Below are 12,521 nucleotides of genomic sequence, written 5' to 3'. Positions count from 1 at the left end.
GACGCATGTCCACCAGTCTGACCGCCGTCGCCTACATCGGAGCGACGATTCTCTTCATCCTCAGCCTCGGGGGCCTGTCCAATCAGGAGACGGCACGCCGGGGCAATCTCTACGGCATGGTCGGCATGGCGCTGGCCGTTCTGGCCACCGTGTTCGGCCCTGCGGTCACGGCGCAAGGGCTGCCCTGGATCATTGCTGCCATGCTGCTTGGCGGGGCGGTCGGCCTCTATGCCGCCCGGACCGTGCAGATGACGCAAATGCCCGAACTCGTGGCCTTGATGCACAGCATGGTGGGCTTGGCCGCGGTGCTGGTCGGTTACGCCACCGCGATCGATCCGACCGCCATCGGTGCGTACACCGGGGCGGCGCGCACCGTGCATGAGCTCGAGATCTACATCGGCATCTTCATCGGGGCAGTCACGTTCTCGGGCTCGCTCGTGGCGTTCGGCAAGCTCTCGGGCCGCATCGGCGGCAAACCCTTGCTGCTGCCGGCCCGCCATTGGCTGAATCTGGCCGGTTTGCTGCTGGTGCTGTGGTTTGGTCGCGCCTATCTGCAGACCGAAACCGTGGAGCAGGGCCTGGTGCCGCTGGCCATCATGACGGCCGTGGCGCTGCTCTTTGGCGTGCACATGGTGATGGCGATCGGCGGCGCCGACATGCCGGTCGTGGTGTCGATGCTCAACAGCTACTCGGGCTGGGCGGCGGCGGCGACGGGCTTCATGCTCTCGAACGACTTGCTGATCGTCACGGGCGCTCTGGTCGGCTCGTCGGGCGCGATCCTGAGTTACATCATGTGCAACGCGATGAACCGCAGCTTCATCAGCGTGATTGCCGGGGGCTTTGGCAGCACCGAGCAAAAACCGCAAGGGGCGGGTGCGGCGGTGGGCGGCGAGGTGCATCCGATCAGCGCGGTCGAGACGGCCGAGCTGCTGCGCGAAGCCAAGAACGTCATCATCGTTCCGGGCTATGGCATGGCGGTGGCCCAGGCCCAGCACACGGTGTCGGAAATTACGCGGCTGCTGCGCGAGCGGGGGGTGAACGTGCGCTTCGCGATCCACCCCGTGGCGGGCCGCATGCCGGGCCACATGAACGTGCTGCTGGCCGAGGCCAAGGTGCCGTACGACATCGTCTTCGAGATGGACGAGATCAATGATGAGTTCAGCGATGCGGACGTCGCGATGGTCATCGGCGCCAACGACATCGTGAACCCGGCCGCGCAGGAAGACCCGAACAGCCCGATTGCGGGGATGCCGGTGCTCGAGGTCTGGAAGGCCCGCACCTGCATCGTGATGAAGCGCAGCATGGCCACCGGCTATGCGGGTGTCGACAACCCGCTGTTTTACAAAGACAACACCCGCATGCTCTTTGGCGATGCCAAGAAGATGCTCGACGAGGTTTTCGTCGCGCTCAAAGGCTGAAGCAGGGCCGGACCCATCCGTGTCCGCTTTGATGGGCATGGCTTCGACTTTGCCCCGATTCGGGGGATTTTCGAGCCGCCTCTCTAGGTTTGCCTAGGGAAAACACAGCCGCCGAGCTGTCAGTTTCACGACAGAATGGCGGCTGTTTCCATTTGTACGCCGCGCCTGCGGCGGATCTTCCACGGAGTTGACCTTTTATGACCGACCGCATCTGGCTACAAAGCTACCCCCCGGGCGTTCCCGCCGAGATCGATCCGAGCGTCTACCGATCGCTGGTCGAGCTCATGGAAGAGAGCTTTCGCAAGTACGCCGATCGCGTGGCCTACAGCTTCATGGGCAAGGACATCACCTATGCCCAGGTCGATTCCTTGAGCCAGGCGCTGGCGGCGTACTTCCAGAGCCTGGGGCTGGTCAAAGGCGACCGCGTGGCGATCATGATGCCCAACGTGCCGCAGTACCCGGTGGCGGTGGCAGCCATCCTGCGCGCGGGCCTGATCGTCGTCAACGTCAACCCGCTCTATACGCCGCGCGAGCTCGAGCATCAGCTCAAAGACTCGGGCGCCAAGGCCATCGTCATCATCGAAAACTTCGCGCACACGCTGGAGCAGTGCATCGGGCACACCGAGGTCAAGCATGTGGTGCTGTGCGCGTTCGGCGACATGCTGGGCCTGGTCAAGGGTGCCATCGTCAACTATGTGATCCGCAATCGCCGCAAGATGGTGCCGCCGTTCAACCTGCCGCAGGCGGTGCGGTTCAACGACGCGATCGCGCGCGGCACCCGTGCCCCCTTCAAAGCGCCTTCCATTGGCCCCGACGACGTCGCGGTGCTGCAGTACACCGGTGGCACGACCGGCGTCTCGAAGGGTGCGGCGCTGCTGCATCGCAACATCATCGCCAACGTGCTGCAGTCCGAAGCCTGGAACCAGCCGGTGATGGACAAGATTCCGAAGGGCGAGCAGCCCACCACCGTGTGCGCCTTGCCGCTCTATCACATCTTCGCCTTCACCGTGGGCATGATGCTGACCATGCGCACGGGCGGCAAGCTGGTGCTGATTCCGAATCCGCGCGACATTCCCGCGGTGCTGCAGGAGCTGTCCAAACACAAGGTGCACAGCTTCCCCGCGGTCAACACCTTGTTCAATGCGCTGGCCAACCACCCCGACTTCAACAAAGTGGACTGGTCGCACCTCAAAGTCTCGCTCGGCGGCGGAACGGCGGTGCAGAGCGCGGTGGCGCGGCTGTGGCTGGAGAAGACCGGCTGCCCGATTTGCGAGGGTTATGGCTTGTCCGAGACCAGCCCCTCGGCCTGCTGCAACCCGGTCACCAGCACCGAATTCACCGGCACGATCGGCGTGCCGCTGCCCAGCACCGACATCAAGCTGCTCGACGACGAGGGCCATGAGGTGCCGCCGGGGCAGCCCGGCGAGATTGCGATCCGTGGGCCGCAGGTCATGGCGGGCTACTGGCAGCGGCCCGACGAGACGGCCAAGGTGATGACCGCCGACGGCTACTTCCGCACCGGCGACATCGGCGTGATGGACGAGCGCGGCTATTTCCGCATCGTCGACCGCAAAAAGGACATGATTCTGGTCAGCGGTTTCAACGTCTACCCCAACGAGATCGAGGAAACGGTGGCCGAATGTCCGGGCGTGCTCGAATGCGCGGCGGTCGGCATTCCTGATGAGAAATCGGGCGAAGCGGTCAAGCTCGTGATCGTCAAGAAGGACCCGGCGTTGACCGAAGCCGCGGTGCGCGCGTTCTGCCGCGACAACCTCACCGGCTACAAGCAGCCGAAGATCATCGAATTCCGGACAGAACTGCCCAAGACGCCGGTGGGCAAGATCCTGCGGCGCGAGCTGCGCGACAAGCGCTGACCGCGCTCCACTGCGCCCAGACGGGCGCGGGCTTGTGGCAGCATCGGCAGGCCGCTTCGGCGGCCTGTTGCCTTTTTGCCTTCCACAAATTCCGACGTTCCATAGAGCCGCTCAGACCCATGAACCGACCGATTGCCCTGGTCAGCGCGATGCGCGAAGAACTCGACGCGGTGCTCGCCCGTCTGCCCGATGCGCGGGTGGAGCGCGTGGCCGGGCGCGATTTTCTGCACGGCCATTGGGATGGCCTGCCGGTGGTGGCCACACTGTCGGGGATCGGCAAGGTCGCGGCGGCGACGACGGCGGTCTTGTTGGCCGAGCACTGCCGGGCGCGCGCGATCGTGTTCACCGGGGTGGCGGGCGGTTTGGGCGCAGGCGTTCGGGTGGGCGACGTGGTCGTGGCACGGTCTTTTCTGCAGCACGACCTCGACGCCTCGCCGATTTTTCCAAAATACGTCGTGCCGGGGCACGGCCGTGCCCGCTACGAGGCCGATGCGGCTTGGACCGATGCGCTGTGCGCGGCCGCCGGCGCGGCGCTCGAGAACCTCGGGCGCCACGGCTTGGCCGACGCGCTGCAAGCGCTGGGGCTCGGAAGGCCGCGCCTGCATCAGGGGCTGCTGATCAGTGGCGACCGCTTCGTCTCCACCGCCGAGGAAAGCCGGGCCTTGCAGCGCGCGCTGCCCGATGCGCTGGCGGTGGAGATGGAGGGCGCAGCCTTCGCCCAGGTCTGCCACGACTGCCGCGTGCCGCTCGCGGTGGTGCGCACGATTTCAGACCGGGCGGACGACGCCGCGCACGCCGATTTCATGCGCTTCGTGCGCACGGTGGCGAGCCCCTACAGCCTCGCGGTGATCGACGCGCTGCTGGACAATATCAAAAATAATAGCGCCCACTGACCATTTGGCGCTGGGGTCTGGGCAAAAAGGCTGAAAAATCTTGCCGGCGGGGCTATTTCAGCCAGCCGCGGCGGCGGAAATAGATCATCGGCACCACGGCCGAGGCGACCATGAGCGCGAGCGCAAACGGGTAGCCCGCCTGCCACTCGAGCTCGGGCATGTACTTGAAGTTCATGCCGTAAATGCTCGCCACCAAGGTCGGGGGCAGCAGCGCGACGCTGGCCACCGAGAAGATCTTGATGATCTTGTTCTGGTTGATGTTGATGAAGCCGACGGTGGCGTCCATCAAGAAGTTGATCTTGTCGAACAGGAAGGCCGTGTGGCTGTCGAGGCTGTCGATGTCGCGCAGCAACTGGCGCGCGGCCTCGAACTGCTCGGCGTTGAGCATCTTGCTGCGCATCATGAAGCTCACCGCGCGCCGGGTGTCCATCATGTTGCGGCGGATCCGGCCGTTCAAGTCTTCTTGGCGCGCAATCGCGCCGAGCACTTCGCCGGCGACCGCATCGGTCACGTCGCCGGAAAGCACGAGCTTGCTCGATTTTTCGAGCTGGTCGTAGATTTCCTCGAGCGTGTCGGCCGAATATTCGGCGTCGGCGTCGAAGAGCTTGAGCAAGACGTCCTTGGCGTCGTCGATCAGGCCGGGCGCGCGGCGGGCCCGCATGCGCAGCAGCCGAAACACCGGCACGTCCTCGTCGTGGATGGAGAACAGCACGCCGCGGCTTTTGAGCTCCGCGTTGTGCTGGTTCAGGATGAAGGCCACGCGGACCGTGCGTGGCTCGTCATCGTCGATCAGGAAGTCGCTGCGGATGTGCAGCTCGCCGTTGGGCTCTTCGTAGAAGCGCGCCGATTCTTCGAGGTCTTCGTCGGTGACGTCTTCCGGGATCGACAGGCCGAAATACTGCTTGACCCAGCGCTTTTCTTCGACGCTCGGCGATTCGAGGTCGACCCAGATGGGCTGAAAGCGCGAGAGCTCTTCGAGCGACTCGATTTCTTCCTGGAACAGGCGGCCGTTGACGAGCGTGAAAACATTGAGCACGAGTGAACTCCCTGGCGTGTCTGGGTGGGCTGGCGGTCTCGAACATCAACGCCTTCGACACCCACCGCGCACAGGGTGCCGAAAGCTAGCGACTCGCGGGGTTTTCCATGGGGAAGCTTGCGGAAATCGTGAACCCCGAAATTATGGCATCGCCCCAACCGGGCAGCGAGCGATTCCCCGGCCACGTTGGGGAATGATGCCGGTCATTGCCAAAGCGCGCGGTCGCGGGCATAGTGGATTCGGGCGTACATGTCAGGCCCGTTACAGCCGCTGCCGAGCGTGTCCGGTTGGCGGCATTCCATTTCGAGAGCAACAGGAGGCTATTCATGAACCTGACGATCAGCGGTCACCACCTCGAAGTCACTCCCGCCCTGAGCGACTATGTGAAGGCCAAGCTCGAGCGCGTCATCCGGCATTTCGACCAGGTGGTGGACGTCAAGGTCCTGCTCACCGTGGACAACCAAAAGGAAAAAGACAAACGGCAAAAGGCCGAATGCACGATCCACGTCAAGGGCAACGACTTGTTCGCGCAGTCGGCCCACGCCGATCTGTATGCGGCCATCGACGAGCTCATGGACAAACTCGACCGCCAGGTCGTGCAGCACAAGAGCCGATTGCAGGATCATCATCAGGAGGCGGCCAAGCGATTGGTCGCGTGAACATTCCTGGCTGAAGCGGGCCGCTTTCGGGCGGCCTTTTTTATGGCAACGCTGAACAAGCGCCTGGCGCGCCGCGCATCCCGGCTGCGGGCGGTCTGCGTCGTTGACGATCCTCGCCACAGCTGCGGCTATTGCCTCGGTTTGCGCCTCGCATCGCATCCCGAAACCGGGCGCGCGCCATCGCGGGAACGAATTCAGCGTTGCTTGATGGCGGCGGACGGGCGCGCCACCGGGGCAACCGTACAATCGTCAGCAAGATTCATGCCCTCTTTATGAACGCCCAATTTTTCCTCACCGCGACCGCGCTGGTTTTGGCGGCCGTCACCGCCGCGCATGCCGAGCGCGCCGATCGGGACCGACCGCTGAACATCGAGTCGGACGCGCTGCGCTACGAGGAGCGCACCCAGACGAGCACCTTCACCGGTCACGTGGTGGCCACCAAGGGCACCATCGTGATGCGCGGCGCGCAACTGGTCGTGCGGCAAGAGCCCGATGGCCAAGTCTCGGGCACGCTGACGGCCGCGCCCGGTGAACGTGCGTTCTTCCGGCAAAAGCGCGACGGCGTCGATGAGTTCATCGAGGGCGAGGCCGAGCGTATCGAGTACGACGGGCGCGCCGACCGCGTGCGCTTCGTGCGGCGCGCCGAGTTGCGGCGTCTGCGCGGGGAGACGCTGGCCGATCAGGTGACGGGTGAGGTGATCGTCTACGAGCACGCCAGCGGCCAGTTCAGCGTCGACGGTGTGCGGGAGGTGCCCGGTGGCGGGCGTGTGCGCGCGGTCATCGCGCCGCGGGCGGCGGCTTCGGCACCGACCAGCGCGCTGCCGGCGGCGACCTCGCCGCTGCGGCCCGCCAGCGCCCTGGGTGGGGCGGTCCGATGACGCAGCGGCTCGACGAAGCCTACGCGGCGCCTTCGACGCAGCTGCGCGTGGCGGCGGGCAAGCTCGAGGCCCGACATCTGCGCAAAGCCTACGGGGCGCGCACGGTGGTGCATGACGTTTCGCTGACCGTGCACGAGGGCGAGGTCGTGGGCTTGCTCGGCCCCAATGGCGCGGGCAAGACGACGTCCTTCTACATGATCGTGGGGCTGATCCGACCCGACGCGGGCGAAATCTGGATCGACGAGCAGCACATCGAGCACATGCCGATCCATCGGCGCGCGCGGCTCGGGTTGTCCTACTTGCCGCAGGAGGCGTCGATTTTTCGCAAGCTCACCGTGCAGGAGAACGTGCGGGCGATTCTGGAGTTGCAGCGGGATGAAACCGGCCGCCCGCTCGCGGGTGAAGCGCTCGAGCGCCGGCTCGACGCGCTGCTGCGCGAACTGCGCGTCGAGCATCTGCGCGATGCGCCCGCCGTCTCGCTCTCGGGCGGCGAGCGGCGCCGTGTCGAGATCGCGCGGGCGCTGGCCACGCAGCCGCGCTTCATCCTGCTCGACGAGCCGTTTGCCGGCATCGACCCGATCGCGGTGATCGAGATTCAGCGCATCGTCGCGTTTCTCAAAGGGCGCGGCATCGGCGTCCTCATCACCGACCACAACGTGCGCGAGACGCTGGGCATTTGCGACCACGCGTTCATCATCAGCGAGGGTCGGCTGTTGGCGCAAGGCACACCGGCGGCCATCATCGACAACGCGGAGGTGCGCCGCGTCTACCTCGGCGAACACTTCCGCATGTAGGTCGGCGATGCAGAGGGCACGCCCATGAAGCCAGGCTTGTCGCTGCGGGTGTCGCAGCATCTGGCCCTGACGCCGCAGTTGCAGCAGTCGATCCGGCTGCTGCAAATGTCCACGCTCGAACTCGGACAGGAAATCGAGCAGATGCTCGACGAGAACCCGTTTCTCGAGCGCGCCGAGACCGAGTCCGCGGGCCTCGCTGGTGACGAGGCGCCGCCCGAGTCTGCGCTGGCCAATCCTGATTTTGTAGCAGAAGAAGACCGATGGACGCCGGCATCGGGCCCCCTCGGCTTGGATGAAGGCGCTGGGGCCACGCCCGAGGCCGACCACGGCGCCGAAGCCGCCGCACCCGACTGGGAGGGTCCGACCGACTGGGCGGGCTCGCCCGACGAGGCGCCGCACGGGGAGCGCGAAGACGACGCGCCCTTCGACGGCGCCGAAGGCCGCAGCGGCGTATCCGGATCCGCTGGCGGCGAGGATGAGGATGCTCAATCGCCTTGGGAGCGCGCCGGCTCCGAGGACAGCCTCTCCGAGCATCTGCACCGCCAGGCGCTGGCGCTGCGGCTCGACCCGGTCGACCGCGCCGCGCTGGATTTCCTCATCGACTCGCTCGACGACGACGGCTACCTCAGCGAACCGCTCGAGCGCCTGGCCGAAGCGCTGTGCCCGCGCGAGGATGCCGAGCGCTTCGATGAGTTGGTCCACCGCCTCACCGTCGCGCGCGGCCTGTTGCAGTCGCTCGAGCCGACGGGCGTGGGCGCGCAGGATCTCGCCGAGTGCTTGCGCTTGCAGGTGCGTGAGCGCGCCGCCGATGGCGAGTCGGTCGCAGCCGCCGCGCTCGACGTGCTGGCCCAGCCGCTCGAGTGGTTGGCGCGGCGCGACTTCAAGCGGCTCGCTGCCGCCACCGGGCGTCATGAAACCGAGCTGCGCGCCGCGCTCGCGCTCATCGCCCGGCTCGAACCCAAGCCGGGGCGGCGCTTTGCTCAGGCCGAGCGGCTGGTGATCGTGCCCGATGTCATCGTCACGGCCGACACCGAGGGCGCGCAGCCCCGCTATCGCGTGCAGATCAACCCCGAGGTGTTGCCGCGGCTGCGGGTGCACGACATCTACGCCCGCGCCCTGCGCGAGCACAAGGGCGAGGGGAGCGCTGCGCTGTCTGCGCGCTTGCAGGAAGCGCGCTGGTTCATCAAGAACATCCAGCAGCGCTTCGACACCATCCTGCGCGTCTCGCGCGCCATCGTCGAGCGGCAAAAGAGCTTTTTCGTGCACGGCGAACTCGCCATGCGGCCCCTGGTGCTGCGCGAGATTGCCGACGAACTCGGGTTGCATGAATCCACCGTGAGCCGCGTCACCACCGCCAAATACATGGCTACGCCGCGCGGCACCTTCGAGCTCAAATACTTCTTCGGTTCGGGCCTTGAGACCGAAGCGGGCGGCAGCGCCTCGAGCACGGCGGTGCGCGCGCTGATCCGCCAGTTCATCGACGCCGAAGACCCCGCCCATCCCTTAAGCGACGGCCAGATCGCCGACATGCTCAAAGAGCAAGGCATCGCCTGCGCGCGCCGCACCGTGGCCAAATACCGAGAGGCGATGCGGATCGCGCCCGCCCCCCTGCGAAAGACCCTGTGAACGATCTCACCCTGTTTCTTCCCTGCGCCAGCGGTGTCGAGGACTACCTCGCCGCCGAAGTGCACGCCCTCACCGGCGCGCAAGGCCAGGACCTGCTGAGCCACCGTGGCGGCGTGCGCGTGCGCGCGAGCTGGCGTGATGCGATGCGGCTCAATCTGCACACCCGACTCGCGCAGCGCGTGCTGGTGCAGGTTGGCCACCGTTCGTATCGCAACGAGCGTGACCTCTACGAGGCGGCTTCCGCCGTGGCGTGGGAGCTGTGGTTCACGCCGCGCCAGAGCTTCAAGATCGAAGTCACCGCGCAGCACAGCCCGCTGCAAAGCCTCAACTTCGCCGCGCTCAAGATCAAGGACGCAGTCGCCGACCGCTTCCGCGCCAAGGCCGGCGGCGTGCGCCCCGACGTGGACACGCGCCACCCCGACGTGCGCATCCATGCCCACCTGACCACCGACACTGCCACGCTCTACATCGACACCTCGGGCGAGCCGCTGTTCAAGCGCGGCTGGCGCGAGGACAAGGGCGACGCGCCGCTCAAGGAAACGCTGGCCGCGGCCATGCTCGCTGCCAGCGGCTGGAGCACCGATCCCGAGGGCGGCTGCGCTGCCGGCGTGCCGCTCTACGACCCCTGCTGCGGCAGCGGCACCATCGTCATCGAGGCGGCGCAAATCGCCTGCGGCATCGCTGCGGGCGGCCAGCGCCGCTTTGCCTTCGAGAAAATGCTGCCGTTTCAGGCTCATGTCTGGCAAGACCTCAAAGACCAAGCCCGTGCGGCAGAGCACGCCCCGACGGCGCCGGTGTTTGGCAGCGATGTCGCGCACCGCATGGTCGATTTCGCGCAACGCAATGCCGAACGCGCCCGCGTCGCCCACGCCGTGCAACTGCGGGGCGGCGACGCACTGCAGCGTATGCCGCCGTGCGAGACGCCGGGCGTGATGCTGCTCAACCCGCCGTATGGCGAGCGCATCGCCGTCGCAGGCGTGGCCGGCACCCGCTCGGGGCGAGACGCTGAGGCTGGGCCGCGCTTTGGGGCGCGCGAACTCGCGCAGACCGAAGACGGCGGCGATTTCTTCGCCCAACTGGCCAGCCACTGGAAGCGCCACTACGCGGGCTGGACCGCCTGGTTGCTCACGCCCGACCTCAAGCTGCCGGCCAAAATGCGCCTCAAAGAAAGCCGCCGCGTGCCGATGTGGAACGGCCCGATCGAATGCCGGCTGTTCCGCTTCGACCTGGTGCGCGGCCCGGTGCGGCCCGCGCGCGGGCCCGCGGCAGACGCCGCCGCGCAGTCTGGGGCGCCGGGATGAACGAGGCCTACGCCGGCCGCGCGCTCGTGCTCGACACCAACATCGCGCTCGACCTGCTGCTCTTTGCCGACCCGGCCGCCGAGCCGCTCGCGCGCGCGCTCGAAGCCGGTCGCCACGTGTGGCTGGCCACGCCCGCGATGCGCGAGGAATTCCGTCGCGTCCTCGACTACCCGCAAATCGTGCCGCGGCGCCGGTTTCATGGCCTCGAGGCGGCCACGCTACTCGAGCGCTACGACGCCGCCAGCCACAGCGTGGCGCCGGCGCCCCGCGCCCCCGTGGTCTGCCGCGACGCCGATGACCAGAAATTCATCGACTTGGCCGTGGCCTACCGCGCGGTGCTGCTCAGCAAAGACCGCGCCGTGCTGGCCACGCGCCGACGCTTGGTCGCACACGGCGTGCGCGCCGCGCGCGACTACACTGCGGGTTTTCCCGAGCCTGCGCCGACGCTTTCCCCACCGCCGCTTGCCGAACGAGGCCCCGCATGACCGCTGACACCACCACCCCCGCGCCGCAGGGCGCCGAAATGCAACCCGAGGACTACGAGACGCTCGAAACCATCCTCGACGAGCTGCGCACGCGCAACGAAGACACCCCGCAGTGGGAATTCTGCGAGGGCTTCATCGCCGCGCTGGCCTGCGCGCGCACGCCCGTGCCCACGGCCGAAGCGCTGCGGGTGCTGTTCGGCGGCGGGGCGGACGGAGCCCTAGCCGAGGGCACGTTCGGCGTGTTTGCCGACGCCGCCCAGGCGGCGCGCTTCGTCGAACTGTGGGAGCGCCGTCTGGCGCAGGTCAAGGCCGCGCTCCAAGCCGAGGTGGAGAACCTCGACGACACGCAGGCCTACGCGCCCGAGCTGCTCGACATGCGCGGCATGGTCGCGCTACTGTCCGAAGACGATCGGCGCGCGTTCGAGCAGGAAGTCGGCGGCGCGGAGCTGCCCTCGTTCGCGCAGGTCTGGGCCATCGGCTTCCTGACCGCCGTCGAAAGCTGGCCCGAAGACTGGGCGCTGCCGCGCGACCGCGAGGCCGCCGACCTGATCGACGACAGCCTCGATGCGATCCATGCGCTCACCGAAGACGACCGCGATCCGCCCACGCTCTCGCCTTTTTCCGAAGACGGCCCGCCCAGCATCAGCGAGTCGCGCCTCGACGCCTATGCCGACGCGATCTGGGCGGTGTACGACCTGCACGACGTCTGGGCCTCCCTCGGCCCGCGCGTCGAAACCGTGCGCCGAGCCCTGAAGCCGGGCCGCAACGACCCGTGTCCCTGCGGCAGCGGCAAGAAATACAAAAAATGCTGCGGCCAGTGAGCGCCCAGCCCGACGCGCGCCCTGCCTTCCATCCTTCACCCATGCCATCGACACCCATGCCATCGATGCCGATGATCCGCAGCCTGCGCTTGAGCTTGAGTGTGCTGGTGCTGGCCCTGCTCGTGGCCGTGGGGCTTGCCGCCTGCAGCGGCGAGCCCCCTGACGACCACCCGGGCCAGCCCGTGACCAAGCGCCGAGCGATCTTCAAGCAGTTCGCCAAAACCCTCGAGCCCATGGGCCTGGTCGCACGCGCGCGCGAGCCCTACAAGCGCGAGAAATTCCTCGCTCAGGCCGAGGAGCTCGCGCGGCTCGCGCCCGAGCCTTGGCCGTATTTCACGCCCGACGCCAACTACCCACCGAGCCGCGCCAAGCCCGAGGTCTGGAGCCAGGCTGCCGAGTTCACGAAAGCCCGCGAGCAGTACGTCGCCGCCACCCAAACCCTGCTCGCCGCCGCCAAAGGCGACGACCTCGACGCCATGCGCCGCGCGGTCAACGCCGTGCAGGACCAGTGCACGAGCTGCCACAAGCAGTTTCGCCGCAAGTAAGCGCCACGCGAACCCGGCGCTCGCGCGGCGCAGCCGCCGGCCCTTGTCCGGGACGGCTTCAAGCTGGACTCAACCTAAATCCGGCAGTTGGGCGCGCCCGGGCGGGTCGTCATCGGGCGCGCGGGCAAGGCGCAAACCGCAGCCATGGCGGGTGCCATGGCGAGGATTTGCAACGCCGCCCCCGCGCCCGA

General features: G+C 67.2%; 12 protein-coding genes. 11 read left to right on the top strand and 1 reads right to left on the bottom strand.

From position 1 onward, the window contains the following. Positions 1-5: 5 nt before the first annotated feature. From pntB to EDC62_RS12615, 3 genes are all read left to right on the top strand, one after another. A complete protein-coding gene (pntB, locus tag EDC62_RS12625; RefSeq protein ID WP_124224183.1) occupies positions 6-1,418 on the top strand; it encodes a Re/Si-specific NAD(P)(+) transhydrogenase subunit beta in 1,413 nt (470 codons plus the stop codon). 197 nt (positions 1,419-1,615) lie between these two features. Beyond that, positions 1,616-3,292 carry a long-chain-fatty-acid--CoA ligase gene (locus EDC62_RS12620; RefSeq protein WP_124224182.1) on the top strand — a complete coding sequence of 559 codons (1,677 nt, stop codon included), beginning with the start codon at positions 1,616-1,618 and terminating at the stop codon, positions 3,290-3,292. Positions 3,293-3,411: 119 nt separating this feature from the next. Then, positions 3,412-4,185: a 5'-methylthioadenosine/adenosylhomocysteine nucleosidase gene (locus EDC62_RS12615; protein ID WP_124224181.1), complete on the top strand. Its 774-nt coding sequence runs from the start codon at positions 3,412-3,414 to the stop codon at positions 4,183-4,185. A 52-nt stretch (positions 4,186-4,237) separates the two neighbouring features. Here the strand turns inward: EDC62_RS12615 and corA are convergent, their stop codons facing one another. Further along, positions 4,238-5,221 carry a magnesium/cobalt transporter CorA gene (gene corA, locus EDC62_RS12610; protein WP_124224180.1) on the bottom strand — a complete coding sequence of 328 codons (984 nt, stop codon included), beginning with the start codon at positions 5,219-5,221 and terminating at the stop codon, positions 4,238-4,240. Between the two features lie 326 nt (positions 5,222-5,547). On the opposite strand from corA, the gene hpf reads away from it, so the two are divergent. The 8 genes from hpf to EDC62_RS12570 all read left to right on the top strand — a co-directional run bounded on the left by hpf (position 5,548) and on the right by EDC62_RS12570 (position 12,330). Next, on the top strand, positions 5,548-5,880 hold the full coding sequence (gene hpf / locus EDC62_RS12605) for a ribosome hibernation-promoting factor, HPF/YfiA family (protein WP_124224179.1): 333 nt from the start codon (positions 5,548-5,550) through the stop codon (positions 5,878-5,880). A 272-nt stretch (positions 5,881-6,152) separates the two neighbouring features. Further along, positions 6,153-6,758, top strand: coding sequence for a lipopolysaccharide transport periplasmic protein LptA (gene lptA, locus EDC62_RS12600; RefSeq protein WP_124224178.1), 606 nt, complete (start codon positions 6,153-6,155; stop codon positions 6,756-6,758). Beyond that, entirely contained in the window at positions 6,755-7,552 is a 798-nt protein-coding gene (lptB, locus tag EDC62_RS12595; RefSeq protein ID WP_124224177.1) for an LPS export ABC transporter ATP-binding protein, read from the top strand. The genes lptA and lptB overlap by 4 nt, the downstream gene beginning before the upstream one ends. Before the next feature lie 24 nt (positions 7,553-7,576). After that, on the top strand, positions 7,577-9,178 hold the full coding sequence (locus EDC62_RS12590) for an RNA polymerase factor sigma-54 (RefSeq protein WP_124224176.1): 1,602 nt from the start codon (positions 7,577-7,579) through the stop codon (positions 9,176-9,178). Further along, positions 9,175-10,479 carry a THUMP domain-containing class I SAM-dependent RNA methyltransferase gene (locus EDC62_RS12585; protein WP_124224175.1) on the top strand — a complete coding sequence of 435 codons (1,305 nt, stop codon included), beginning with the start codon at positions 9,175-9,177 and terminating at the stop codon, positions 10,477-10,479. Before EDC62_RS12590 ends, EDC62_RS12585 begins: the two co-directional genes overlap by 4 nt. Next, positions 10,476-10,964, top strand: a complete 489-nt coding sequence (locus tag EDC62_RS12580) for a PIN domain-containing protein (RefSeq protein WP_124224174.1) — start codon at positions 10,476-10,478, stop codon at positions 10,962-10,964. Before EDC62_RS12585 ends, EDC62_RS12580 begins: the two co-directional genes overlap by 4 nt. Continuing rightward, complete coding sequence (locus EDC62_RS12575) at positions 10,961-11,785, top strand: UPF0149 family protein (RefSeq protein ID WP_124224173.1); 825 nt, start codon at positions 10,961-10,963, stop codon at positions 11,783-11,785. Before EDC62_RS12580 ends, EDC62_RS12575 begins: the two co-directional genes overlap by 4 nt. A 41-nt stretch (positions 11,786-11,826) precedes the next feature. Continuing rightward, positions 11,827-12,330, top strand: coding sequence for a c-type cytochrome (locus EDC62_RS12570; RefSeq protein ID WP_170159077.1), 504 nt, complete (start codon positions 11,827-11,829; stop codon positions 12,328-12,330). Positions 12,331-12,521 lie beyond the last annotated feature (191 nt).

Source organism: Tibeticola sediminis, assembly GCF_003843835.1.
GTDB lineage: Bacteria > Pseudomonadota > Gammaproteobacteria > Burkholderiales > Burkholderiaceae_C > Tibeticola > Tibeticola sediminis.
Note: the sequence above shows the minus strand (reverse complement) of the source record. Positions and strands in the feature narration are given on the sequence as shown.